30 protein-coding genes, 1 pseudogene and 1 riboswitch are annotated in these 24,026 nt (G+C 60.5%); of the genes and pseudogenes, 7 read left to right on the plus strand and 24 right to left on the minus strand.

Annotated elements, in window-relative coordinates; translation table 11 throughout:
- Positions 1–116: 116 nt before the first annotated feature.
- The 21 genes and pseudogenes from map to rplC form a co-directional block, all read right to left on the minus strand.
- Positions 117–890 carry a type I methionyl aminopeptidase gene (gene map, locus NW858_RS14530; protein WP_414367909.1) on the minus strand — a complete coding sequence of 258 codons (774 nt, stop codon included), beginning with the start codon at positions 888–890 and terminating at the stop codon, positions 117–119.
- Between the two features lie 32 nt (positions 891–922).
- Positions 923–1,504, minus strand: a complete 582-nt coding sequence (locus NW858_RS14535) for an adenylate kinase (RefSeq protein WP_414333263.1) — start codon at positions 1,502–1,504, stop codon at positions 923–925.
- The gene (gene secY, locus NW858_RS14540) at positions 1,504–2,802 is read right to left on the minus strand and encodes a preprotein translocase subunit SecY (RefSeq protein WP_414333264.1); all 1,299 of its coding nucleotides are present in this window, start codon (positions 2,800–2,802) and stop codon (positions 1,504–1,506) included. The genes NW858_RS14535 and secY overlap by 1 nt, the downstream gene beginning before the upstream one ends.
- 105 nt (positions 2,803–2,907) lie before the next feature.
- A complete protein-coding gene (gene rplO, locus NW858_RS14545) occupies positions 2,908–3,375 on the minus strand; it encodes a 50S ribosomal protein L15 (RefSeq protein WP_414333266.1) in 468 nt (155 codons plus the stop codon).
- 35 nt (positions 3,376–3,410) lie between these two features.
- Positions 3,411–3,947 (minus strand): 30S ribosomal protein S5, encoded by a 537-nt coding sequence (gene rpsE / locus NW858_RS14550; protein WP_414333268.1) that lies wholly within the window; start codon positions 3,945–3,947, stop codon positions 3,411–3,413.
- A gap of 18 nt (positions 3,948–3,965) precedes the next feature.
- Positions 3,966–4,334 (minus strand): 50S ribosomal protein L18, encoded by a 369-nt coding sequence (gene rplR / locus NW858_RS14555; protein ID WP_414333269.1) that lies wholly within the window; start codon positions 4,332–4,334, stop codon positions 3,966–3,968.
- A gap of 7 nt (positions 4,335–4,341) precedes the next feature.
- Positions 4,342–4,887 (minus strand): 50S ribosomal protein L6, encoded by a 546-nt coding sequence (gene rplF / locus NW858_RS14560; protein WP_414520756.1) that lies wholly within the window; start codon positions 4,885–4,887, stop codon positions 4,342–4,344.
- Positions 4,888–4,920: 33 nt separating this feature from the next.
- Positions 4,921–5,331: a 30S ribosomal protein S8 gene (rpsH, locus tag NW858_RS14565; protein WP_414333273.1), complete on the minus strand. Its 411-nt coding sequence runs from the start codon at positions 5,329–5,331 to the stop codon at positions 4,921–4,923.
- Positions 5,332–5,385: 54 nt separating this feature from the next.
- Positions 5,386–5,928 carry a 50S ribosomal protein L5 gene (gene rplE / locus NW858_RS14570; RefSeq protein ID WP_414333275.1) on the minus strand — a complete coding sequence of 181 codons (543 nt, stop codon included), beginning with the start codon at positions 5,926–5,928 and terminating at the stop codon, positions 5,386–5,388.
- A 58-nt stretch (positions 5,929–5,986) separates the two neighbouring features.
- On the minus strand, positions 5,987–6,385 hold the full coding sequence (gene rplX / locus NW858_RS14575; RefSeq protein ID WP_414333276.1) for a 50S ribosomal protein L24: 399 nt from the start codon (positions 6,383–6,385) through the stop codon (positions 5,987–5,989).
- Positions 6,386–6,754: a 50S ribosomal protein L14 gene (gene rplN, locus NW858_RS14580; RefSeq protein WP_011434162.1), complete on the minus strand. Its 369-nt coding sequence runs from the start codon at positions 6,752–6,754 to the stop codon at positions 6,386–6,388.
- Positions 6,751–7,002 carry a 30S ribosomal protein S17 gene (gene rpsQ, locus NW858_RS14585; RefSeq protein ID WP_414333277.1) on the minus strand — a complete coding sequence of 84 codons (252 nt, stop codon included), beginning with the start codon at positions 7,000–7,002 and terminating at the stop codon, positions 6,751–6,753. The genes rplN and rpsQ overlap by 4 nt, the downstream gene beginning before the upstream one ends.
- Complete coding sequence (rpmC, locus tag NW858_RS14590) at positions 7,002–7,238, minus strand: 50S ribosomal protein L29 (RefSeq protein ID WP_414333279.1); 237 nt, start codon at positions 7,236–7,238, stop codon at positions 7,002–7,004. The genes rpsQ and rpmC overlap by 1 nt, the downstream gene beginning before the upstream one ends.
- Before the next feature lie 16 nt (positions 7,239–7,254).
- Complete coding sequence (gene rplP / locus NW858_RS14595; protein ID WP_414333281.1) at positions 7,255–7,731, minus strand: 50S ribosomal protein L16; 477 nt, start codon at positions 7,729–7,731, stop codon at positions 7,255–7,257.
- A 47-nt stretch (positions 7,732–7,778) separates the two neighbouring features.
- The gene (rpsC, locus tag NW858_RS14600; RefSeq protein ID WP_414333283.1) at positions 7,779–8,528 is read right to left on the minus strand and encodes a 30S ribosomal protein S3; all 750 of its coding nucleotides are present in this window, start codon (positions 8,526–8,528) and stop codon (positions 7,779–7,781) included.
- A gap of 42 nt (positions 8,529–8,570) precedes the next feature.
- Positions 8,571–8,945: a 50S ribosomal protein L22 gene (gene rplV / locus NW858_RS14605; RefSeq protein ID WP_414333285.1), complete on the minus strand. Its 375-nt coding sequence runs from the start codon at positions 8,943–8,945 to the stop codon at positions 8,571–8,573.
- Between the two features lie 41 nt (positions 8,946–8,986).
- Positions 8,987–9,268 carry a 30S ribosomal protein S19 gene (gene rpsS / locus NW858_RS14610; protein WP_414333287.1) on the minus strand — a complete coding sequence of 94 codons (282 nt, stop codon included), beginning with the start codon at positions 9,266–9,268 and terminating at the stop codon, positions 8,987–8,989.
- A gap of 70 nt (positions 9,269–9,338) precedes the next feature.
- Positions 9,339–10,223, minus strand: coding sequence for a 50S ribosomal protein L2 (gene rplB, locus NW858_RS14615; protein ID WP_414333289.1), 885 nt, complete (start codon positions 10,221–10,223; stop codon positions 9,339–9,341).
- 58 nt (positions 10,224–10,281) lie between these two features.
- The gene (locus NW858_RS14620; RefSeq protein ID WP_414333291.1) at positions 10,282–10,581 is read right to left on the minus strand and encodes a 50S ribosomal protein L23; all 300 of its coding nucleotides are present in this window, start codon (positions 10,579–10,581) and stop codon (positions 10,282–10,284) included.
- 226 nt (positions 10,582–10,807) lie between these two features.
- A pseudogene (rplD, locus tag NW858_RS14625) lies at positions 10,808–11,434 on the minus strand (50S ribosomal protein L4); the annotation flags it as partial.
- Positions 11,435–11,476: 42 nt separating this feature from the next.
- On the minus strand, positions 11,477–12,121 hold the full coding sequence (gene rplC, locus NW858_RS14630) for a 50S ribosomal protein L3 (RefSeq protein ID WP_414333293.1): 645 nt from the start codon (positions 12,119–12,121) through the stop codon (positions 11,477–11,479).
- A gap of 443 nt (positions 12,122–12,564) precedes the next feature.
- On the opposite strand from rplC, the gene NW858_RS14635 reads away from it, so the two are divergent.
- From NW858_RS14635 to NW858_RS14650, 4 genes are all read left to right on the plus strand, one after another.
- Entirely contained in the window at positions 12,565–14,553 is a 1,989-nt protein-coding gene (locus NW858_RS14635) for a hypothetical protein (RefSeq protein WP_414520757.1), read from the plus strand.
- Between the two features lie 16 nt (positions 14,554–14,569).
- Positions 14,570–14,863, plus strand: a complete 294-nt coding sequence (locus NW858_RS14640; protein WP_414338112.1) for a class I SAM-dependent DNA methyltransferase — start codon at positions 14,570–14,572, stop codon at positions 14,861–14,863.
- Positions 14,864–14,961: 98 nt separating this feature from the next.
- Positions 14,962–17,328 carry a tetratricopeptide repeat protein gene (locus tag NW858_RS14645; protein ID WP_414520758.1) on the plus strand — a complete coding sequence of 789 codons (2,367 nt, stop codon included), beginning with the start codon at positions 14,962–14,964 and terminating at the stop codon, positions 17,326–17,328.
- Between the two features lie 148 nt (positions 17,329–17,476).
- Positions 17,477–18,037 carry a hypothetical protein gene (locus NW858_RS14650; RefSeq protein WP_414520759.1) on the plus strand — a complete coding sequence of 187 codons (561 nt, stop codon included), beginning with the start codon at positions 17,477–17,479 and terminating at the stop codon, positions 18,035–18,037.
- 475 nt (positions 18,038–18,512) lie between these two features.
- On the opposite strand, the gene metK is transcribed toward NW858_RS14650, so the two are convergent.
- A complete protein-coding gene (gene metK, locus NW858_RS14655; RefSeq protein WP_414335901.1) occupies positions 18,513–19,772 on the minus strand; it encodes a methionine adenosyltransferase in 1,260 nt (419 codons plus the stop codon).
- Positions 19,773–20,055: 283 nt separating this feature from the next.
- A riboswitch (SAM riboswitch) is annotated at positions 20,056–20,166 on the minus strand.
- Positions 20,167–20,234: 68 nt separating this feature from the next.
- Positions 20,235–20,603 carry a hypothetical protein gene (locus NW858_RS14660; protein WP_414520760.1) on the minus strand — a complete coding sequence of 123 codons (369 nt, stop codon included), beginning with the start codon at positions 20,601–20,603 and terminating at the stop codon, positions 20,235–20,237.
- A gap of 100 nt (positions 20,604–20,703) precedes the next feature.
- Between NW858_RS14660 and cobO the strand changes: the two genes are divergently transcribed.
- Positions 20,704–21,429 (plus strand): cob(I)yrinic acid a,c-diamide adenosyltransferase, encoded by a 726-nt coding sequence (gene cobO / locus NW858_RS14665; RefSeq protein WP_414348828.1) that lies wholly within the window; start codon positions 20,704–20,706, stop codon positions 21,427–21,429.
- A 17-nt stretch (positions 21,430–21,446) separates the two neighbouring features.
- On the plus strand, positions 21,447–22,814 hold the full coding sequence (locus NW858_RS14670; RefSeq protein WP_414520761.1) for a cobyrinate a,c-diamide synthase: 1,368 nt from the start codon (positions 21,447–21,449) through the stop codon (positions 22,812–22,814).
- Here NW858_RS14670 and NW858_RS14675 read toward each other — a convergent pair.
- A complete protein-coding gene (locus tag NW858_RS14675; RefSeq protein WP_414338101.1) occupies positions 22,811–22,963 on the minus strand; it encodes a hypothetical protein in 153 nt (50 codons plus the stop codon). The two genes, NW858_RS14670 and NW858_RS14675, sit on opposite strands and share 4 nt — an antisense overlap.
- 703 nt (positions 22,964–23,666) lie before the next feature.
- Between NW858_RS14675 and NW858_RS14680 the strand changes: the two genes are divergently transcribed.
- Complete coding sequence (locus NW858_RS14680; RefSeq protein WP_414335905.1) at positions 23,667–24,011, plus strand: DUF1815 family protein; 345 nt, start codon at positions 23,667–23,669, stop codon at positions 24,009–24,011.
- Positions 24,012–24,026 lie beyond the last annotated feature (15 nt).

A 24,026-nucleotide genomic window follows, 5' to 3' on the forward strand; every position in this document is an offset into this window, starting at 1 on the left:
CCCGTCCCTATACCGTCTCGACCCCTCCCCCCCTATACGGGGAGAGAGGGGCCCGGGCTGTTGGCTTGCCAACTGCAGGGCTACCCAAAGCCCGCTCCGTATCGGGGTTGGTTAGTTTAGGACTGAAAAGGCGTGCGATCGGTCAAAATCTCTGCTCCCGATTCGGTGACCAAGACCGTGTGCTCGAACTGAGCCGACCAAGCGCCATCCACCGTCACCACCGTCCACCCATCCGACAACACACGGGTGGCCTCTCCTCCTGCATTCACCATGGGCTCAATGGCCACCGTCATGCCGGAGCGCAGCTTGGGATTGGGCAGATCGCGGGTGCGATAGTTGGGGAATTGCGGCTCTTCGTGCAGGTTGCGCCCCACCCCGTGACCGACATACTGCTTCACCACAGAATAGCCCCGCCCCTCGATGTAATCTTCAATGGCACCCGAAACATCCTGCAGCCAGACGCCGTGGCGCACCTGGTCGATGCCCGTCTGCAAGGCTTTGGCCGCAGTATCGATCAGATCCCGGGCTGCATCGCTCAGGGGTTCTAGGCCGATGCTGAGGCAAGAATCCGCATGCCAGCCCTCCACAACGGCGCCGAAATCCACCTTGACCACATCTCCCGGCTGCACCACTTTGCGGGGACTGGGGATCCCGTGCACCACCTCGTGGTTAATGCTGACACAGACGCAGGCCGGGAAGCCGTAGTAGCCTTTGAAGCTGGGCAGAGCGTTCAGTTCGGCCACCCGTCGCTCGGCGTAGGCATCGATATCTGCCGTCGTCCAGCCTGGCTCTAAGCGCTCGGCGATCTCCTGCAACACTTGGGCCACCACCCGCCCGGCCCGCCGCATTTTTTCCACTTCGCGGCGAGATTTGATCTCGATGAGCTGCATGCCCCGCCGCTGCTTCTCAGCTCCTGGTCTGATCACGCTGTCCTCCTGAAGCCGTCCAAAAGAGCCTGCAGATGTTCTTGTACGGATTCCATCGGCTGGTTGCCGTTGACTCGCTGCAAGCGCCCCTTGGCCGCATAAAAATCGATCAGGGGAGCCGTCTGCTGCCGATAGACCTCCAAACGCTTGAGAATCACCGAGGGATCCGCATCATCGCTGCGCCCCTGTTCCTTGCCCCGGGCCAACAGACGGGCCACCACCACTTCGTCCGGCACATCCAAGTTGAGGACGCAGTCGTAATCTTGCCCCAGCTCGCGCAGCAGCTCTTCCAGGGCTTCCGCCTGGGCTAGGGTGCGAGGAAATCCGTCCAGGATCCAACCCTGCTCTGGAGACTGCTGCAACTGGCCTCTGACCATCCCGATCAACACCTCATCGGGCACCAGCTCTCCCGCGTCCATGTATACTTTGGCCTGGCATCCCAGCGGGGTCTGGGCCTTCACCTCTGCCCGCAGCAGATCGCCTGTGGAAATTTTGGGCGTGTGGTAGATGGCCGCCAGCCGCTCCGCCTGTGTACCCTTGCCCGCCCCCGGCGGCCCCAAAAAGATCAACCTCGGCACTACTGCTTGACCATCCCTTCGTAGCGTTGTGAGATGACATAGGTCTGGATTTGTTTGGAGGTCTCGATCGCCACCCCCACCAAAATCAGCAGCGAAGTCGCCCCCAAACCTTGGAAAGTGGTGATGCCGGTCGCCCGCTCCACCGTCGTCGGGATGATGGCCACCGCACACAAGAATAGGGCTCCCAGCAGCGTCAGCCGGTTGAGGATCCCTTCGATGTATTCAGCCGTAGCCTTGCCCGGTCGCACCCCTGGAATACTGGCCCCCATCTTCTTCAAGTTTTGCGCCAGATCCACCGGGTTGATGATCAAGGAAGCATAGAAGTAGCTGAAGAAAAGGATCAGCACGAAATAGAAGGGAATGTAAAACCAGGAGGTGGGAGATAAAAAGTTGGCCACCTGCACCAACGTTAGGTTCTGGGTGTACTGAGCCAAAGCCAAGGGCAGAGACATCACCGAGTAGGCGAAGATGATCGGCATCACCCCCCCTTGGTTTAGCCGCAGGGGCAGGTAGCTCTTCTGCTCGCGGAATAGTTTGTTGCCCACCTGGCGCTTGGCGTAGACGATCGGGATCTTGCGGCTGCCCTCTTGGACAAAGACAATACCGACAATGGTGGCCAAAAAGATAGCCGTCAACAGCAAGATGCCGCCGATGGTGCTGCTATCGGCGCGGGCCAAGCTGATGGTCTGGCCCAGGGCGCGGGGCAGCGTGGCCACGATGTTGACAAAGATCAGCAGCGACGGGCCACTGCCCACCCCCTTTTCCGTGATCATTTCCCCCAACCACATGACGAACATGGATCCCGCCGCCAGAGCCAAGGTGGTGGAGGCCATAAAGGCCAGCTCATTGGTGGTGTTGGCAAACTCCCGCACCCAGAAGGAGATGCCGATGCCCTGGATGATGGCCCAAATCAAAGTAACGTAGCGGGTGTACTGAGAAATCTGTCGCCGCCCCTGTTCTCCCTCGTTTTTCTGCAGGTTCTCCAGGGCCGGAATGGCCGAGACCAGCAGTTGCATGATGATGGAAGCGTTGATGAAGGGCAGGATCCCAAGGGCGAAGATCCCGAGGGCAGAGATACCGCCTCCGGAGAAGATATCCAGAAAGCCGAACACTGGGCTGTTGGCGGCCTCGGCGGCAAAGCGGGCCCGGTCAATGCTGGGGATCGGAATGTAGATGCCCAGCCGCACCAACAACAACAGTCCTAGGGTCAGCAACAGACGGCTGCGCAGGCCAGAGGCCATCGCCATCTGCATGAAGGTCTCTTGGGCGGAGGGAGCAGAGCCTCGTGTGTCAGCCATAGGTAAAGAAAACCTCGCAGGAGCAAAGGGCCAGGTGAGCTACTTACCACTCTACGCTTCCGCTGGGGAAGTCGGCAAAATGAAATGCTGCCAACCTCGGCCCATCTAGGAGCCGGCGGCTTGGGATCCCACAAGCTCGACCCGGCCGCCGGCTGCCTCGATCTTGGCTTGGGCTGAGGGGGTGATGGCAGCCGCCCTGATCGTCAGGGGCACGCCGATTTCCCCATCTCCCAAGATCTTCAGCGGGCCATCGTTGGTGGTCACGATCCCCCGTTCCATCAGACTTTCCAGGCTAACCTCGCTGCCGGCAGGCAGCTCTGTCAAGGCGCGCAGGTTGATCAGCGTGTACTCCAGACGCCGGGTGTAGCGGGGGAAATGTTTAAGCTTGGGCAAACGCCGATAAAGAGGGGTCTGGCCGCCTTCAAAGCCGGGTCGCGTGCTGCCTCCCTTGCGGGCCTTCTGCCCTCGCATCCCCTTGCCACAGGAGGCTCCCTGCCCGGCAGCAACGCCACGGCCCAGGCGCCGCCGCCGCCGCCTCGAACCTGCTTGAGGTCGAATGTCTTCCAGTCGCATGGCTTCCAGCTCCCTTGCTCTATATCATGGGTTCATCACTTGCTGAATAGGCGGCGCACATCGATATCTCGATCTTGAGCCACCTGTTCAAAGGTTCGCATCCGCCGCAGCGCATCAATGGTGGCACGGGCATTGTTGAGGGGGTTGCTGGATCCCAGTTGCTTGGCCAAGCTGTTGCGTACACCTGCCAACTCCAGAACGGTGCGCACCGCTCCCCCGGCGATGACGCCTGTGCCGGGAGCTGCTGGCATCACCAAGACGGCGGCACCGCCACCTGCCCCCCGCATGGGATGGGGGACGGACAATCCTTTGGTGAGGGGAACTTCAATGAGGTGCTTTTTGCCGTCCACCACTCCCTTGCGCACGGCCCCGATCACGTCGTTGGCTTTGCCCACGCCGACTCCAACTTGGCCGCGCTCGTTGCCGACCACCACCACCGCGCGAAAGCTCAGTTTTTTGCCGCCCTTGACCACCTTGGTGACGCGCCGAATCTGGATAACCCGTTCTTGCCACTCGGTGGGTTGCTCTTCGCGGCTTTTTTTGCTTCTGCGACGTTCTCTCTGCTCAGCCATGTGCCTTTTCCTCAGTAGCTAGAACTGTAACCCCGCCTCTCGGGCAGCCTCTGCCAGCGCTTGAACGCGCCCGTGATAAAGCTTGCCCCCCCGATCGAAAACCACGCGAGAAATACCCATTTGCAAGGCCCGCTCGGCAACTGAGCGGCCCACCAAGGCAGCCGCCTCTTGGGTGGCCGTCCCGGTCTCTTTGAATTTTTCACGCAGCTCCGTGTCCAGGGTGGAGGCAGAGGTTAGGGTATGCTGAGCTACATCGTCGATCACCTGGGCGTAGATGTGTCGATGGGAGCGAAACACAGCCAGGCGAGGCCGCTCGGCAGTGCCAAAGACCTTGCGGCGAATGCGGCGATGGCGACGTTGGGTGGTGATTTTGCGGTTGGTTTTCATAGGCTATTTACTTCTTGGCTTTGCCCGATTTACCTGCCTTACGGCGAACTTGTTCTCCCAGATAACGGATCCCTTTTCCCTTGTAGGGCTCTGGGGGCCGGACGGCCCGAATGCGGGCGGCAGTGTTGCCCACCAGTTCTTTATCCATACCTGAGACGACAACGATGTTGTTTCCTTCAACGGCCATTTGGATGCCGGGGGGAAAGGGGATCTCCACCGGGTGGCTGTAGCCGACGTTCAAGACCAACTTGCTGCCTTGGGTGGAAGCGCGGTAACCGACACCTACCAGCTCCAGCCGCCGCTCAAATCCCTTCGATACCCCATCTACCATGTTGGCCACCAGGGTGCGGCAGAGGCCGTGCAGTTGGCGGGCGGGACGGGAATCGTTGAGCCGGCTGACCGTGAGCATCTGAGCGTCTTGCCGGACGGTGATCAGGGGGGGCAAGCTGCGGGATAGTTGTCCTTTCGGGCCTTTCACCGCAATGTGCTGGCCGTCGATCTGGATCTCCACCTTGGCAGGAAGGGCGATGGGGCGTCTACCGATGCGAGACATGGGAAAAACTCCTGACAAGAGAAAACTGAGAACCTAGTAGACAAAACAGAGTACTTCGCCACCAATGCCCTGTTTGCGAGCCTCCCGATCGGTCATGATGCCGTTGGAAGTAGAGATGATGGCAATCCCAATTCCGCCCAATACGCGGGGCAGCTCTTTGTGGCTGCGGTAAACCCGCAGGCCCGGCCGGCTCACTCGCTTTAAGCCGTTGATGATGGGCCTGCAGTTGCGCCCTTTGCCTTTATACTTCAACCGCAACACCACGCGGGCTTGGATCCCTTCTCCTTCCTCTTTCCATTCGCTGACGAACCCTTCTTCATGAAGAACGCGAGCGATGCTGCGGGTCATGCGCGTGGCCGGAACTGCCACCGACTCGTGCCGAGCCAGGGTGGCATTGCGAATGCGGGTGAGCATGTCGGCGATCGTGTCGTTGGTGTGGGCCATCGGTGGGTCAGTGCTCCTCGGAAGATCGATCAAGAAAACTCAGGATAGGCAAACCTAAGAAGCAAAGGGCATGCCAAACGCCTTGAGCAGGGCACGGCCTTCTTCATCGGTTTTAGCAGTGGTCACGATGGAGATATCCATACCTCGCAGCTGATCTACAGAGTCGTAGTTAATTTCCGGAAAGATCAGTTGTTCACGAATGCCAAGGGTGTAGTTGCCGCGTCCGTCGAAGGCTTTGGGGCTGATGCCGCGGAAGTCGCGGATACGGGGCAGGGCAACATTGATCAAGCGATCCAAAAATGCATACATGCGCTCCCGCCTTAGGGTTACCATCAGGCCAACCGGCATGCCCTTGCGGATTTTGAAGCTGGCGATGGCCTTTCTGGCGCGGGTGATCACCGGACGCTGGCCGGTGATGGCGCTGATCTCGGCAATGGAGGACTCCAGAGCTTTGGCATTTTGGGAGGCTTCCCCTAAGCCGCGGTTGATGACGATCTTCTCCAGGCGGGGCACCTGATGGATGTTGGTGTAGCCCAACTCTTTTTGCAGCTTGGGGACGATGACGGTGTTGTAGTGGATTTGCAGGCGTTGAGGCATGGTGGCTTCTCCTTGTGGCTCTGGGCTGGGTCAGAGCCCTATCAACTTCAAGGGACGTTTAGTCGAGGATCTCGCCGGTTTTCTTGAGGACGCGGACTTTGCGGCCATCGGCGGTGATTTGATAGCGGATGCGGCTGGCCACCTCCTGCTTCTTGGAATAGAGCATCACCTTGCAGGCGTGGATCGGGGCTTCTTTGGTCTCAATTCGGCCACTTTCCCCTTCTCGCTGCGGCTTGCGGTGGTAGGTGACGATGTTGACTCCTTCCACCACAACCATGTTGCGCTCGGGAAAAACCCGCAGCACCTCGCCGATTTTGCCTTTGTCATCGCCGGAGATCACCTGCACGGTATCCCCCTGCTTGATGCGCATTTTGTAGCGCAGGCTGTTGCGGTGCTTGCGAATGCCGGGTTGCCGGATTAAGCGCCGAATTTGGCTGGGCTTGAGGGGGCGGGCCATCTAGAGTACCTCCGGAGCAAGGGAGATGATCTTGGTGAAGTTTTTCTCCCGCAGCTCGCGAGCCACAGGGCCGAAAACACGAGTCCCACGGGGGTTACCGTCGTTGTTGATGATCACGGCGGCGTTGTCGTCGAAGCGGATGCACATGCCGTCAGGGCGACGTACGGTATCGACGGTGCGGATGACCACGGCCTTGACGACGTCAGATTTTTTGACGGGCATGTTGGGCAGGGCATCTTTGACGACGCCGATAATCACATCGCCCAAGCTGGCGTAGCGGCGGCCACTGCTGCCCAACACGCGAATACACATCATCTTGCGGGCGCCGGTGTTATCGGCAACCGTCAGCATGGTTTGCTGCTGAATCATAGTTTCTTCACCTCCCGTAAGATTTCGGCCACTTGCCAACGCTTGGTGCGGCTGAGGGGACGGGTTTCGGTGATGCGCACCAGATCCCCTTCTTGGCAGCGGTTCTCCTCGTCGTGGGCTTTAAACTTTTTGGTTTTGACGACGATTTTGCCGTATTTGGGGTGGGCAACCCGGTTTTCCACGGCAACAACCACCGTCTTTTGCATCTTGTTGCTGACAACAACGCCGATCTTTTCGCGAGCAGGCATTACTCCTCCTTCTGGGTCTGAGTTGAGGGCAAGAACTTGCCGCGTTTGCGCTCGGATTCAACGGTCAGCAGTTGAGCCAGCTTGTGTTTGCGCAGGCGAATGAGGTGGGGCTGGTTCAACTGCCGCGTGGCCTGCTGCAAACGCAGCTCGAACAGCTCTTTTTTGACGGCGTAGATCTCCTGGCTCAGTTCCTCGTCCGATAGGGCACGGGCATCGGCAATTTTGGGCATGGGCATGGTTGACTCTCCTCCCTCAGGTAGGGCTAGCTACCGGTTCTGGGGTTTCCGGAACTGCTTCCTGGGCAGGTTCCGGCTTCTCAAAGTCGGCTTTGGTTACAAACTTGACTTTGATCGGCAGCTTTTGGGCGGCCAGGCGCATGGCCTCTCGAGCCGTGGCTTCAGGCACTCCTCCCATCTCAAAGAGGATGCGGCCTGGCTTGACGACGCAAACCCAATACTCGGGGTTGCCTTTGCCGGATCCCATGCGGGTTTCGGCAGGCCGTTGGGTAACAGGCTTGTCGGGAAAGATGCGGATCCAGATTTGGCCGCCTCGCCGGACGTAGCGCGTCATGGCCCGACGGCTGGCTTCGATCTGCCGAGCCGTAATCCAGGCGGGTTCTAGGGCTACAAGGCCGTATTCCCCAAAGTTGATGCGGTTGCCGCGGGTCGCTTTGCCTTTCATGCGCCCGCGCTGTTGCTTACGGTATTTGGTGCGTTTGGGGCTTAACATAGCCGTTCCTCAATCATTGGCGAACCGATGGGATCCCTAGCCGACGCTCAAGTCTCTGCTGTTGCCGAGCGATCTTCAAAGGTGGGCCGCCGCCGCTGCTGCCGGCGTTTGGGCTGTTGCAGGGGAACCTTTTGTTCGGGACGTTCCTGCCCGGGCAGAACTTCTCCTTTAAAGACCCAAACTTTGACCCCGATGATGCCGAAGGTGGTGCGGGCGAGGTGCTCGGCGTAGTCGATGTCGGCCCGCAGGGTGTGCAAAGGGATCCGCCCCTCCCGCGTCCATTCGGTGCGGGCGATCTCGGCCCCGTTGAGGCGACCGGCAATTTGGATTTTGATCCCTTGTACACCGGCCCGCTGCGCCCGCTGGATGACCTGGCGCACGATGCGGCGAAAAGCAATCCGCCGTTCCAGCTGTTGGGCAATACTTTCCGCCAGCAAAGCTGCTTCGGCATCGGCACGGGTAACTTCCACAACGTTGATGCGGATGGTTCGTTCGCCGCCACCTCGTGAGCTCAGCTCTTTTTGTAGGCCTTGGCGCAAAGTCTCTAAGCCGGATCCTCCCCGACCCACCACCACCCCAGGGCGAGCAGCGCGGATCTCGAGGTCAATTTGATCCGCCTTACGCTCAATCTGGATGTCGGCCAGGCCGGCACTGCTCAACTGCTTGGTCAGGTAGGCGCGGATCTGATCGTCCTCCTGCAACAAGGCCGGGTAGCGGGCCGGATCGGCAAACCAGCGGCTGCGATGTTCTTTGATCACGCCGAGGCGGAAACCGGTGGGGTGGATCTTCTGTCCCATGGTGTTGTCGGTTGAGGGGTAGAGGTCTGGGAATAGGGAAGGTTAGGAAGTTGTTGCTGCTCCAGCTTCTTCTATAGGCCGGACGGCGATGGTGATGTGACAGGTGCGCTTGCGAATGGGGTAGGCCCGACCTTGAGCGCGGGGGCGAAACCGCTTCAGCACAGGCCCCTGATCGGCGTAGGCTTGGCTGATCACCAGATCCCGCGGATCCAGGCCGCTGTTGTGTTCCGCATTGGCCACCGCCGAGCGCAGCACCTTGCGCACCGGCTCACAAGCAGCGTAGGGCATGAACTCCAACAGGATCAGGGCGTCGGCATAGGTGCGCCCTCGGATCTGGTTCAGCACCCGCCGCACTTTGAAGGGGGACATGCGGATGTAGCGGGCTACCGCTTTAATATCCGATGATGAATCAGCCATAACGCTCTCCTACTAGATCGCTCTCCTTATCAGCCGCTCAGTTAACGGCGAGATGCTTTTTTGTCGCTACCCGCATGGCCGCGGAAGGTACGGGTGGGAACAAACTCGCCCAGCTTGTGGCCCACCATCTGATCGGTGATGTAGATGGGCACGTGTTGCTTGCCGTTGTGCACGGCAATGGTGTGGCCGATCATCACCGGCAGGATGGTGCTGGCCCGCGACCAGGTTTTGATCATGTGCTTCTCGTTGCGCTCATTCATCTTCTCCACCTTGAGAAGAAGCTTGGCATCCACAAAGGGGCCCTTTTTTAGCGAACGTCCCATAAGAACCTCGACAGTTTGACAAGCAATTCAGCCTCGAAAACGCTTGAGGATACGGATGGCCAGCAGATTGCTATTGAGCGGCTCTCCCACCTCTGTCGCGACGACCTCCACGACGGCGACCGCGCACGATGAACTTGTTGCTGGGCTTGTTGCGCTTACGAGTTTTGTAGCCCAGGGTGGGCTTGCCCCAAGGGGTGACAGGGGTACTGCGACCGATGGGTGCTTTTCCTTCCCCGCCGCCGTGGGGGTGATCAACGGGGTTCATCACCGAGCCACGCACGTGGGGACGGCGCCCCAACCAACGGCTGCGACCGGCCTTGCCCAGGCTGAGGTTGTTGTGGTCGACGTTGCCCAGTTGGCCGATGGTGGCGTAGCACTCGCCGCGGATCATGCGGACTTCGCCAGAGGGCAGCTTAAGGGAGACATATTTGCCCTCTCTGGCCACCACTTGAGCTCCAGCCCCGGCAGCGCGAACGATCTGCCCGCCGCGACCGGGATACAGCTCCACATTGTGAACCACCGTTCCCAACGGGATCCGCTCTAAAGGCATGGCATTGCCGATCTCAAAGGGGGCCTCAGGCCCGGCCATGATGGTGGATCCCACCTGTAGGTTACGGGGAGCGAGGATGTAGCGTTTCTCACCGTCTTCGTATTCCACCAGGCAGATGTGGGCACTGCGGTTGGGATCGTACTCCACCGTTTTGACGGTGGCCGGGATCCCGCGTTTGTCGCGGCGGAAGTCGATGATGCGATAAAGCCGCTTGTGGCCGCCGCCCCGGTGGCGGCAGGTGATGACGCCGCGGTTGTTGCGCCCTTTCTTGCGGTGAAGAAATTGCAGCAGAGACTTTTCCGGTCTGGGCCGCTTGCCGTTCTCGTCACGGGACAGCTCCTCGAAGTCAGAGACCGTCATGTGACGGGTGCTGGGGGTGTACGGTCGGAGAGTACGAATGCCCATGGCTCGGGTGGGGGTGGAGGACTAGGGGTAGCGGCTTAGTAACAAGGGATCAAAGGGTCTAGGTATCCGGGAAGAGGGTGATGGAATCTCCCTCGGCCAAGGTGACGATGGCTCGCTTGGGACGGGTGCGATAGCCAACAAAGCGACCCACCCGCCGTTGCTTGCGGGGCAGCTTTAGGGTGTTGACCGAGGTGACCCGCACTCCGAACATCTCCTCGACGGCGGCTCGGATGAGGGGCTTGGTGGCGGTGGGCATCACTTCAAAGACGTATTTGCGCTGTTCCATCAGAGCGGTTGCCTTTTCGGTGATGACGGGTCGCAACAAGATATCGGCCAGGATCCGCTTGCTCTCAGTCATCGTCTTCCTCCTCTGCTGCGGCTGTTTCGGCCTCTTCTACGGCTGGTGGCTGGGCACTGTCCTGCTCCTGCAACTCTTCCTCGACTACAGCCTGATCTGTTGGCTCTTGGAGAGTTGCTGGAGCAACTTCTTGATCCGCCTGATCTGCTTGCGCTTTTGGATCTTCTGGCTGAGCTTGACCTTCGGCGGCTTCGGCTTGGGTTACAGCTTCTGTTGCTGCGCCGGATCCCCAGCGGGCCTTGAGCTGTTCCAGGGCAGAGGTGGTGATCAGCACCCAATCGACGTTGAGCAGATCAAAAACGTTGATCTGATCCAGGCCGATCAGCTTGACGCGGGCAATGTTGCGCACGGCCCGCTCTACAGCTTGCGAGCGTTCGGCAACAATGAGCAAAGCTGATTGATCCTCCATCACTCCCCAGCGCAGCAGAGCTTGGGCCACGGCGCGGGTCTTGGGTGGGTTGAGCTGCTCCTGGAAATCTTCCACCACGATCAGGTCTTCCACCCGGCTTTGCAGAGCGGTGCGCAGGGCCAGTTGCCGCTCTTTGCGGTTCATGGCCAGGTTGTACTCCCGCTTGCGGGGGCCGAAGATCACCCCACCTTTGCGCCACAGGGGGGAGCGAATGGAGCCGGCGCGAGCCCGACCGGTACCTTTCTGCTTCCAAGGCTTGCGACCGCCACCCCGCACTTCGGCTCGGGTCTTGGTGTGGGCGTTGCCCTGGCGAGCGTTGGTCATCTGCCGGCGCAGAGCCAGATAGAGGATGTGGGGAGCTGTTGCGGGACGAGCCACTTTAAGACTTAGCTCGGCGCTGCCCACCGTTTCCCCTTGCCAATTTTTCACCACACAACTTGCCATGGTTTCCTCGTCTTCGCGGATGCCGGTCAGCCTTGGTTTTGCCTAACGTCTGTTGCCCACCTGCTTAGCAGGGGTGATCTCCAGCAGCCCCCCTTCCACGCCGGGCACGCAACCCTTGATCACCAGCAGATCCCGCTCCGGATCCACCTGCACCAATTGCAATTTACGGGTGGTGGCTCGGCCACCTCCCAGCCGCCCTGCCATGCGCATCCCCGGAAAGACGCGGCCTGGAGTTGTGCCGGCGCCGATGGAGCCTGGCCGGCGGTGGTTTTTGGAGCCGTGGGACATGGGGCCACGGCCGAAGTGGTGCCGCTTCTGATAGCCGGCAAACCCTCGCCCGATGGAGGTGCCCGCCACATCCACCAATTGGCCGGGGGAGAAAATCTCAACGGTAATTTTTTGCCCCAACTGGTAGGCTTCTGGCTGGTCAACCCGAAACTCCCGCAGGTGGCGCAGTAGCTCTGCCACCCCCGCTTTGCTGAGGTGGCCCCGCTGCGCCCGCGTGAGATGCTTTTCGGCAGTGGGCAAGTAGCCCAACTGAACGGCGTTGTAGCCATCTGTGGCTTGGGTTTTGATCTGGGTCACCGTGCAAGGCCCGGCCTGTACAACGGTGACCGGAATGGCCAGCCCTTCTGGAGAGAAGATCTGGGTCATGCCGACTTTTCTGCCAAGGATGCCAAGTGCCACAAGAACCTCCCCTCGAGCCTGCACGACTCGTTTTCATCAACTCAGAACCGGCTCACTCCGACAATCAGCTAGCCGTCGAGACGGAGCCCTTTGGCTGGGTCAGCCAGGTGCGTAGAGCAGCAGCGTGACGGCAGGAAAATCAGACTCTGGCTAAGTCTGCTGGCTCAGGCAAAAAAACAGTGCAGGGAGAGGCTAGGATCCCTGCCAATCTGGACAGCACTGGGCCTGCTGCTCAGCTCGGCCTGAAGTTACACGCCAAACTGCTTTTACTTAGAACTGCTCAGACTTGCCTGCAAAGAGGCAGTATCTGGAATAGCAGTACGTTGGGTTGCCGAAGCGCGTGGGCTTAGTTGGCAACGAAAACCAATCATAATGAAGCGAAGGCCTATTTGTCCAGTCTTTTGCCGAGAAAATGGTTGGGGAGGCCAATGACGGTGGAAGCAATGAGGAACCATTGGCGGGATCCCTTCCAAAGTGTGCTGGGCTGGGCAGGCAGTGGGCTGACCCAGGCTTGTGTGGAGCGCTATTGGAGTTTGTTGCAGGCGGGATCCGATCCGGCGCGGATCTTGTTTTTGGTGCGGAGTCAACGGCAGGCGGATGAGGTGTTGCGGCGCTTGCAGCAGTCCAGCTTGGGTTTGGTGGGGCCGTGGCGGATCGAGACGTTCTTGCAGCGGGTGGGGCGCTCTCTGGCCGATCATTGGCCGCAGGTGTGTGCCCGCCTCCCGCAGTTGCCCCCTCAGTTTGAGCCGATCCCCTTGGCCAAGGATCTGACTCAATTTCTCTGCCAACGGGCCTGCGCTTTGTGCCCGCGGCATGGGCAAGTCTTTGCCGGCGTTGGGCTCAAGGAGTTCCAGATCTGGGATCAGATCAGCAGTGCTGCCTATATTGCGGGGGCTTCGGGTTTGGCGGCGGAAGCGGTGGGATCCCGGCTGGCAGCGGCCTGGCCGGCGGAGGGGGATCCGGGGCGGGCAGAGGCTTTGCAGGCGATGGGCTGTTGTGTGGAGCGGCTGTGGGAGGTGGGGTTGCGGCTGGGATCCCTGGATTTTGGCTTGCAGATCCGGCTGTTTGGTGAGTACATCTTGCCGCTGGCGGAGTTTTGGCAGGAGTGGGATCACCTGATCGTGGATCAGGCGGAAGACAGTTGCGGGGTGGCGCTGGAGTTTTACCGGCAAGGGCAAGCCCATCTGCAAAGCCAGTTTTTTAGCTACACCCTCGGCGGCGGTGTCTCGTTGACCGGGATCCCGGAGGCGGTAGCTGACTTTTTGATGGAAAACACCCGGGTTCAGCTTCTGGAGAGGAGCTATCGCGGCTCGGCCGGCATGATTCGGCTGGGGGTGCAGATTGTGCGGGTGCTGGATCCCCAGTTTTCGCATTCGCTGCCCGAACCGAAGGGGGGAGAGCCGCCGAAGGTGCAGGTGCTGGAGGGAGAGACTCTGTTTACAGCGGTGGAAGGGATGGTTGCTGAGATCCGGCAGCTTTTGCGGGCCGGGATCCCGGCCTCTCGCATTGCTGTTTTGCTGCCGCGTATGGATGTGGGGGTGAGCCTGAGGCTGCAGGAGCAATTGCCGGAGGTCTTGCCGATCGCCCCTTTCCCGGCGTTGATCCGCTACCCGTTGGTGCGCGCAGTGCTGACGGCAGCGGAATTGGCCCATCCCGAGTGGGGCGCTTTTCCCACCCTGCCGGCCTGGCGGCTGCTGTTGAGCTGGGTGTTGGATCTGGATCCCATCCGGGCAGCCCTGTTGGCCCAAGATACCTGGGATCCGGTGGGTCGTTCTCTGCGTTCCCGAACCGCGGTACGGCAGCCGGAGCGGGTGGGGTTTGCCAACCTGGAGCGCTACCAGCGATTGTTCGATTGGCTACGCGGCTATCCTCCTGGGCCTTCATTGGCCGTCTTCTTTCAGCGGTTTTTTGCCGATCACCTGGCCCCGGTGATTTCCTCCCCTCAGGATCAGGAGCTGCTGCGCGTGCTGATAGAGGCGGCGCAACGGTTTCGCCGGGCCTTCCCTACCGAAGGGGATGCCGCCTTTTTGGCCATGATCCGCTCGGGACAAACCCCCAGCAGCGGACGCTTTGAGCCCGACTATTCCCGCTACCTGGTGGTGGCGACGCCGGTGGCCTATATCAATCGAGGTTTAGAGGCAGATTACCAGTTTTGGTTCGACATCACCAATCCGCTTTGGTCCCGTTCTCTCTGGCGTGTGCTTTACAACAGCCGTGTGCTGACACCGGAGTGGGATGGGGAGGTTTTCGACGCGGCCCAAGACCTACAGGCGCGTCAACAAATCCTGGCTCGCACGCTGCTCAACCTCTGTTGCCGAGCTCGGAAGGGGCTGTGGCTGGTGCGCTCCACTTGTAACTACCGCGGCGAAGAGAACACCGGCATGTTAGATTACCTCATTTTAAAGGCCGCGAAGGCCATGGCCACGGCTTGATTCAGAGCGCTACGACTTGCTCCTGGCGGCAGATGTGTTCATCTATCTGGGGGATTTGGGCCAGGTCTTGCCGGCCTGTGGGCGGGTGCTCAATCCCGGCGGGCTTTTGGCCTTCACCGTCGAGCAGGGATCCGTCCCCGGCTACGAGCTGGGATCCACCACGGGGCGCTCTGCCCACTCCGCCGCCTACGTGCTGCGGCAGGCAGAACGGGCAGGGCTGGATCCCGTCTATCATCAGAACTTTACCCTGCGGCGAGAGGGAGAAACCGACGTGCCCGGAGCCGTGTGGTGTTTACGTCGGCAGCCGTGATCGAAAGCGGCCGGCCCGAAATGGCTGTAGGCCCTCTATCCGCGCTCGGAAAGAATCGAGTAGAGTGGGGACGCCCGCCTGGACTTGGATTGGGTTTTATGAATCCGGATACCCCGCCCTCGTCCCGCCGCTTTCCCCTTCGTCCTGTGGCAACGCTGGCCCTCGCCGCCAGCCTCCTGGCGGGGCTGGGAGCGGGGGGCTACGTCCTACTGCAGCGGCTACGGCTGCAGATGCACCGGGATCTGATCCTCTATCGGTACGCCGCTTTCTCCGGCTATGAAGATGTGACAGCGTTCGATCCCGGCCCAAGCGACCGCTGGTTTCCTCTGATCTATCCTGTGCTAGCCCGCTGGGGGGGATCCGCCGACCCAAGCCGCCGCAGCTACGCCTTTTACACTTTACAAAGCCATGGCCTGCCTTACAGCCGCTGGTGGTTGGAGGATCGGCTGCGGCAAAATCCGGCTGAGTTTTTCGCCCCAGCGGCGTTGTTCGGGGGCTACGACTACTCCAGCGGTCAGGAGATCCCGCCCCAGTACGAGCTGTTTGGGCTGGATCGGCCAGAGTCGGTGCAGCGCCTCACCGAGCTGGCCTTGGCCGGGATCCAAGCCGATAGCCCGGAGTGGAGTTTCAATCTCAACTGGCTCAACAGCTTGCTCACCCAAGAAGGATTTCCCTTTCGAGAGCAGGTCTACGGGGTGCTGATCCCCGCCTTGGAAAGCAGCCCTCCACAGCGGGCCAAGAAACTCTTGAGCGTCTTGCCCTATGAGGAGGAAGGGATCCCATCCTGGGCGCTATCCCAGGTGCAGGCGGTGCGGCAGCGGGTTGAGGGGAGTACCACCTCTTACATCGATTTTTATGGGCGCGCCGACCAGGTGCTGCTCCTAGAACAGCCAACAGTGCAGGCGGTGCGCCCTCTGTATGAAGGTTTGCCACCCTCATCTCGAGAGTTTTTTCTGCTGCAGATAGCGGAGCCGGAAACCCTCAACCCTGGTGCTCAGGTGTTGTTGCGCAGTGTGGTGGCCGATGATGCCGACCCACAGCGGTTTTTGGCGGCGGCCCTGCTCTACATCAAGGGGGATCCCGTCGGGGAGCCGCTGCTGCAGAGGTCTCTCAACGAGGATTTGGCCGCTCTGCACGGCATCAGCAATGGTTTGGTTTTGCTGCAGCTGGCGGAGGCTTTTCCCAACTCCCGCTTTACCCAAGCTTGCCGGGAATATGCCCGCATTCGCGGGGGCAGCTATTTTGGCTATTCCCCCCACAATCCCGAGACCGGCGAGCCGATCCCGCGGCCTTTCCCCCCGGCAGAAGAAGAGGCCCTTTGGCGGGCTTGGCTGACCACCTACCCGGATCACCCCGGCGCCGACGATGCCCTCTTTTGGTTGACGCGCACCTTGGAGTGGCAAAGCAAGCGGGAGGAGGCGCTGCTCCTTTTGGCCAACTGGCTGGCGGAGCCCTTTGGCGATGGGGACATGCGCTACGTCTTGCGCCGCCGCCTGCTTTTGCTCCTAGACAGCGGCGCAACCCCCGGCGAGTTGCAGGCTTTTCTCGACCGCCACGGGGATCATCCTCTGGCTGCCGCCGTCCGCTATGCGCTGGCGGTGCGCTACGCCCGCGAGCACCGCTACGACCAAGCCCTCCGGTTGACGGAAAATCTGGCTTTGGATGCGGTGTTGGAGCGCTACCCCTTGCTGGATGGCAGCTACTGGCTTTACGACTGGGATCCAGAACCCGGCAGCCGCACCCCTTTGGATCCGGAAATCCAGGCCCAACGAAAACGCTGGCGAGAATTGAGGCGGTGGCAAGCCCGCTCCACCCCCCAGCAGCGCTATCAACTGGCCGCCCACTGGGCCGCTGCCGACGGTTGGCGCAATGGCTACCTGTGGCTGTTTAACCGCAACCGCGCTGCTGGCCTCAGCCTGGATGCCGAGGAAAGGACACCGCCCCGACCGGCTGCTTCTGATGGTTCCTTATCCAACTATCAGCGGGCCAATCACCATGCTGTGGCAGCAGAGTTGCTCGGCTCTGTGCTGGCGGATCCCAGCGCCCCTGCCCACTTGCAAGAGAAAAGTCTTTACTGGCAGGTGGTGATCCTCTACCGCCAGTACACCGCCTACCCTCCCGACGAGACGGCAGCCATCTATCCGCTGCCGGGCTTTCCCCCAGGGGTGACCGAAGATGCCAGCTTGTTCGACACGCCGCTGCCCGACTACGTGGATCCCAGCGACCCTGGAGATCGCTACTTTCTGGAAGCCAAAGCCTTGCGGGACGGCTATGCCCGCCAGGCGATCTACGCCGGCAATGAGCTGCTGGCCCGCTTCCCGCAGAGCCGCTATGCCGGGGATGTGCTCATGAGTCTGTACGGCCTGACGGGAGATGCCACCTTTCTAGGGCGGCTGCTGGCGCAATTTCCCGACAGCGATCGTGCTCTGGAGGCAGCGCTGGAGCTGGGGCCCGTTGACCACTGAGTCTTCGCCGTACCGCAGCTTCATAGCCTCTTCACAGAGCCTGCATGGAAGGCCAATAGCGGTATTCTAGGACGAGAGCCGTCTTGCGGGATCCGGGAAGGAAAGCTTTATCTCCCCTTTATCTTGCCGGATCTGGGTTAGCCTTGGGTTGAGTTTCCTTGGGCCCTGCCTGATGGATCCCGCCACCTTTTTGGAGCGCTACGGGTTTGAGCTGGAGGGGCAGCCCGGCCAGGTGTGGGTGGAGCGCTGGAGCCAGCGGTTCCCGGCCTCTTGGATCCCGGCGGCCCTGCTGGAAGCCCTCTACCAGGGGCGCTACAAGGCCGCCTCTGTGGAACAGATCCTCCGCCTCTGGCAGCGCCGCGGCGCTCCTCACCTCACCTTTCCCCTAGAAATCAGCCAATCCCTGTGGCGGGAACAGCAGGAGCTGATCCGGTCTTTGGTTGCGGATGCCCTTGCCCGTTCTCCTTTGCCACCCGTAGCCCCGGCGGGATCCCTGTTTTCCAGAGAATCGGCCATATCTCTAAACTTGTTGTTGGATCAGTTGCAGGATCTCCCGCCCAAGCTGCGCCACCTGCTCGTTCATTTGCATCCTGCCCCGCCAACCTCCTCGGCGGCTCGCGCTGGCGGGACGGAGCTTTTGGTAACTTTGGAGCTGCAGCTTGCCGACCCTGCGGATCCTGCCCAGCCATCCCAAGGACAGCCTCGGTGAGTTTGCAATTTTGCCTCAGGGATCCTTGCCATCACCAACTCCGGCGTACTCCCGCCACAGCAGAGCTTGTCGGGATGGGGGATAGGATTGACACTCCCCCGACTTTGGTCGGGGGATTCTTACGCAGTCCATAGACGGACTCGCAAAGGCGCTGTCAAGACGCCCCTAGACGGTTCCTTGGAACCAAGTCTCAAGGTTCCGCTTACTTGCTGACTTACAGCACTGTCCGGGTCTTTCACCGGGGTGGGTGCTTGCTTGGGATTGGTAATCATAGCATTGGCGAGCGACTCAAGTCGCTCAAGGACTACGTCCCGCTAACGCGAACGGGCTTTTCCGCTCCGTACTACTCGCGTCAGCGGCGCGGAGCGCTTAGTACAGGGCTACCCAGCTGCCCCGCTGTGTCGCCACCCTGGCAGAGCCAAAACCGAGGGCCCCCAAACCGTCTCTGTCGCCGCCTGGGGATCCCAACTCTTGCCTAGGCTAGGACGGCGGCCGCCCCGGCGAAAGCTTCCTCCCGCAGCAGCGCAGCTTTGTCGGTGCGCTCCCAGGGCAGATCCAGGTGGGTTTGCCCGAAGTGCCCATAGACCGCCACGTTTTGATAGAAGCGCCCTCCCCGTTGACGGGGTAACTCTCGCAGTTGGAACTGGGCCAGAATGGCTGCCGGCCTCAGGTCAAAATGGCGCTGCACCAGCCGCAGCAGATCTTCGTCGGGGATGCGCCCTGTGCCAAAGGTTTCCACCAAAAGGTTGATGGGACGGGCCACCCCGATAGCATAGCTAACCTGCACCTCGCATTTTTGCGCCAGGCCGGCAGCCACGATGTTCTTGGCCACATAGCGGGCGGCATAGGCGGCGCTGCGATCCACCTTGGTGGGATCCTTGCCGGAGAAGGCCCCGCCCCCATGACGGGAATAGCCGCCATAGGTATCGACGATGATCTTGCGGCCGGTCAAGCCGGCATCCCCCTGCGGGCCGCCGATGACGAACTTGCCGGTGGGATTGGTGAGGAAGCGGGTATGGCTGTCGGGTTTGATGGGCAGCTCGGCAAATACCGGCTGCACCACCGCCTCCCAGAGATCGGCGCGGATGCGCTCTTGCACCGCCGCCTCTTCTGTGATGGCGCCAATGGTGGGCGTGTGCTGGGTGGAGATGAGCAGGGTGTGGATACCCACCGGACGCCCCTCCTCATAGGCCACGGTTACCTGCGTCTTGCCGTCGGGGCGCAGGTAGGGCAGGGTGCCGTTTTTGCGAACGGTAGCCAACTGGCGGCTGAGGCGGTGGGCCAAGCTGATCGGCAAGGGCATCAGCTCAGGGGTCTCGTCGCAGGCAAAGCCGAACATCAAGCCCTGATCCCCGGCCCCGACCAAGTCGAATTGATCTTCCCTGGATGCGCGACTTTCCAGGGCCACGTTCACCCCTTGGGCAATATCGGGAGATTGCTCATCAAAAGCCACCAACACCGCGCAGCTATCGGCAGAGAAACCGTTCTTGGCGTCGGTGTAGCCAATTTCGGCCACCTTGTCCCGCACCAGATGGGTGAAGTTGACATGCGCCTGCGAGGTGATCTCCCCGGTCAGGATCACCATGCCCGTATTCACCACCACCTCTGCCGCCACCCGGCTCATGGGATCCGCCGTCAAGAGGGCATCCACGATGGCATCGGAGATCTGATCGCAGATTTTGTCGGGGTGCCCCTCCGTCACCGACTCCGAGGAAAACAAAAACGACTTGGACAACGAACCTCTCCTTAAGACGAAACAGATGAAACTGGGAGCCTGCTCAGGCCAGAAAGCCAGGCCCACCTGTCCGTTCATCGGCGGCCAGGACCCAGAAAGGCAGGCCTAGCCGGTGGATCAGCGCAGTTGCCAGAGCAACCCACCGCACCCGAGGACTTCGTCCCACTGACGCGATAGAGCCTTGCTCCGCCGCTGCGACCAGAGCTGTGGGAGCCGCTAAAGGGTAAAGTCGCCAGAAAAAGCCCCCACCTAAAAGGGCTATCCTCTAGAGAAAACTTTATTGCCTTTATCTTTCGGTTACTGACTAACCGCAGGAATTGGCACCGTAGCGGAGACTTCCGCCGGTTGCCGCAGCTTCATTGGGCCTGATCCCTCAGTCTGCTCTGGATAAAGAACGGAACTTGTCCTTATCGTACCCCTAACCTCGACGCATTTGTCAAAAAAATGCGCTCTGGGCCGGTCTCAACCCAACAGCTCCTGCCACCAGTCGGTGGACTGGGCGGCCCTGAGAAAAAAGACGCCCGCCAAGCCCAGAGGGAAGAGAACTCCCAGAAAGCCAACCGCCCCCAGTGCCCAAGCCAAGCGATGCAGATACCTTTTGCTGGCAGCGCCCGCGGTTGTTTCCGCCAAGACGGCCAACATCGATCCCAGGGCCGCCAACAGGGATCCCCCCAGCCCGGCCAGATAGGCGGGCCCCAGCCACGGCTGTAACTGGGCGGCAGAGGCAATTTGCAAACGGGGCAGGACTTGAAAACACCCTACCGCCAGCACGGCCCAGATGAAGGAGTACATCAGCAGGCTATCTCGAAAAGCGGTAGCCGGTTCTTTCATGATCCCAGCCCAATCCAGCCAGAGGTAGGATAAAAGCAGTTTGCTGGGGAAGAGCTTGCTCGGCCCACCCGAATTTCCTCTGATTATGGCCCAACCCGCCATGTCTGACCTCTCTGCACCGGCTTGGGGATCCCACTCGACAACAGAGCCTGAGGCTGTTGGCGTTGGCAATTGCGGGACGGAGTCTCTAGCGGGCCCAGAGACTGACCTCAACCAGTGGCACCGCCGCAGAATGCAGCGCCGCCAGCAAATCCAGCGGCAGCGCCTATCGGGCATGCGCGATGACAAGGGCTTGATCATCGTGCATACAGGGCAGGGCAAAGGCAAGAGCACGGCTGCTTTCGGCATGATCTTCCGTGCCCTCGGCCAAGGCTTGTCGGTGGGGGTAGTGCAATTCATCAAGGGGGCCTGGGATCCGGGGGAAGCCAAATTGTTGCGCCAGTTGGCCGCCCATCCGGAGCTGGGCCTGGGGAAAATCGCCTTTTACGCCATGGGGGAAGGTTTTACCTGGGAAACCCAGGATCGCGAGCGGGATATCGCCCATGCGCAGGCGGCCTGGGCAAAGGGGCGGGAGCTGCTCAGCAGCGGCGAGTACCACCTGGTACTTTTGGATGAGATCAACGTCGCCCTCAAGCTGGGGTACCTCTCCCTGGAGCAGGTATTGGCCGGCCTGGCCGAAAAACCGGAGCGGGTGCATGTGATCCTGACCGGGCGGGGCGCGCCGGCTGCCCTGATCGACCGGGCCGACTTGGTAACCGAGATGACCTTGGTCAAGCATCCTTTCCGCGACCAGGGGATCAAAGCGCAAATCGGCATTGAGTTCTAGTCCTTGGGTAGGGCAAGATGGCCATTCTGGTGGCGGCAGCCACAAGCGGCAGCGGCAAGACCACTGTCACGCTGGCTCTGTTGGCCGCTCTCAGGCGGCGGGGCCTGCGCATTCAGCCCTTCAAGGTGGGGCCGGATTACATTGATCCCCTGTTCCACACAGCGGTGAGCGGGATCCCCTGTCGCAACTTGGATCCCTTTTTAACCGATGAGAACTTTGTGCAGCGCTGCTTTCGCCACCACTGCCAAGGCAAAGATGGAGCAATTGTAGAGGGAGTGATGGGCCTCTTCGATGGACGAGCGCCCGCATCCCTGCCCGGCGAGACAGAACCCTTTTTTGCCAGCAGCGCCCACGTGGCCCGCCTGCTAGGGATCCCTGTGGTGTTGGTTATCGACGGCAGCGGTATGGGGACAACGGTGGCCGCTCTGCTCTACGGCTTGAGCCGCTTTGATCCCCGCCTCACCATTGCCGGGGTGATTTTCAACTGCGTGGCCTCAGAGCGGCACGGCCAGATTTTACAGCAAGCAGCAGCGGCGGCGGGGATCCCGGTCTTGGGCCAGTTTCCCCGCCGTGAGGATCTGCGCCTGCCCAGCCGCCACCTGGGGTTGGTGCCCGTCTCAGAACTGGATCACTTCCCCCGCTGGCAGGAGACCTGGGCCGACCTGGCCGAGCAGCATCTGAATTGGGATGAGCTACTGCCCTTGATTCGCTCCTTGCCGCCGGCGGTGGGGGAGCTGTGGCCAGAGATTTCCCCACAACCGCGTCGGGTTCGGGTAGGGGTGGCCCGCGATGCCGCCTTTAACTTCTACTACGCCGACAACTTGGATCTCTTGCGGGCCTGTGGGGCCGAGCTGCTGGAGTACTCTCCCCTGCAGGAGGGTCTGTGGCCCCCGGATCCCTGCGATGGCCTGCTGCTGGGGGGCGGGTTCCCAGAACTGTTTGCCGCCACCCTCTCCGAAAAAATAAGCCACTGCCCACCGCCGCCCGCCCATCCACCCCTCTATGCCGAATGCGGCGGGCTGATGGTGCTGGGACGATCCCTTACCGATTTCAAGGGAAAGACCTACCCCCTGGCCGGGCTGCTGCCCATTACGGTGGACATGGGCGACCGGCTGTGTCTGGGCTACCGCGAGGCCACTGTCCTGCGCCCAACCCTACTGGCCAAGGCCGGGGATCGCCTACGAGGGCACGAATTTCACCGCTCCCGCAGCACCCCTCTCTCCCCCAACCCAATCTACATCTGGGGATCCCCGCCTCACCAGGAAGGCTGGGCCGGTCGGCGCCTGCACGCCTCCTACCTGCATCTCCACTGGGGATCCCGTCCCGACCTGGCCATGCGGCTCTTACAAAGCTTCTTGAGGACAACTCTGCCCATCTCCCCTTAGAAGACCATGCCATCGCTGAGCCGTTGGATGGGCGGAGAAACATCTGACCTGAGCTCCGGCGGATCCAGGTCTTTGAGCCGCTTTTCCGGCCAGGCCAAGCGATCCGCGGATCCTCCGCGAGAATGTCGCCAGCGCCTGTGGAAGGGCATTTCCCCGCTGGGATCGTGATCGTGGCGGTCACGCAGTCGGCATCGAGGCGAGAATGCTCCGATTCACCGGCCAAAACCCTTTCAAATAGCAACTTACAGCGATCCCGAATGGCTTGAGGACTCTGAGAATAAGTCACTCGTTTTTCCTGAACAACAGATGCCGACCTTGAGCCCTTCCCTCTCAAGCATCCCTCGCTTCATCCAAGAGTTTTTCAGCATAATTGGGCGGGAACTCACCTTGCTCCACATTCGTCTACAAAACTTAGCCTTCTTGACTCCAAACACGCCAGCCTCTTGCAGAGGCTCAGAAACCTAGAGGGCAACCCAACCCAAAGGACTACATCTTGCTTCCCCACTGCTGAAACCCCTGTAGGAGTGGGCTTTGAGGCAATTGTCCACAAAAGGACTGCGTCGGGGCATTTCGAGAAAAGACTGAGCTAAGCACTGGGTGAGGATCCCAGTAGGTAAGAAGTTTTGAGTCGGGGTAGGTTTTGATGTCTTTGGTTAAGACGAGTATGGGATACTACACCTTGGTGGGCTAGACTTTGCCTACCCTGTGGCTTTAATCACTTCCTTGAGGGTTTGTCGGTTGTTATCCTAGACATGTCTTTAGCTCTCAAGCATAATAAGCATAAATTACTAGTTGGCTCATTTTCGGCTAGACTGAGCCCCACAGCGGGCGATTCATGTAGGGAGGAGTGTGATGTTCACACGGTTGGCGGAACAGTACCGCAGCTATGTTCAAGATCTGGTGATGAGTTTGCAGGCTCTGGCCATTGTTTTGGAGAAGCGGGGCTATCCAGCTTCTTGCTACACCTGCGGTACTTCATTTGAGAGCGCCTCCTTCATGGTCAGCTTACGGGAGGGGCACTTGATTCGCTTTTTGGTTTCCGAATGCTCCATTAGCTGGACAGAAATGCGGGATGACCGGGAGCTCATGAAACTGGAAGGAGCAGAGGCGATTCGCCAACTGCAGGATTTGGCAGAGCTGATCAAAGATGAGTTGGTGGCTGCCGCTCCGGCTGAGGCTCTGGTAGCCAGCACCTGAAAAACAAGCCGTAAG

It is taken from the genome of Synechococcus sp. H55.10, from assembly GCF_047502715.1.
Classification (GTDB): Bacteria; Cyanobacteriota; Cyanobacteriia; order Thermostichales; family Thermostichaceae; genus Thermostichus.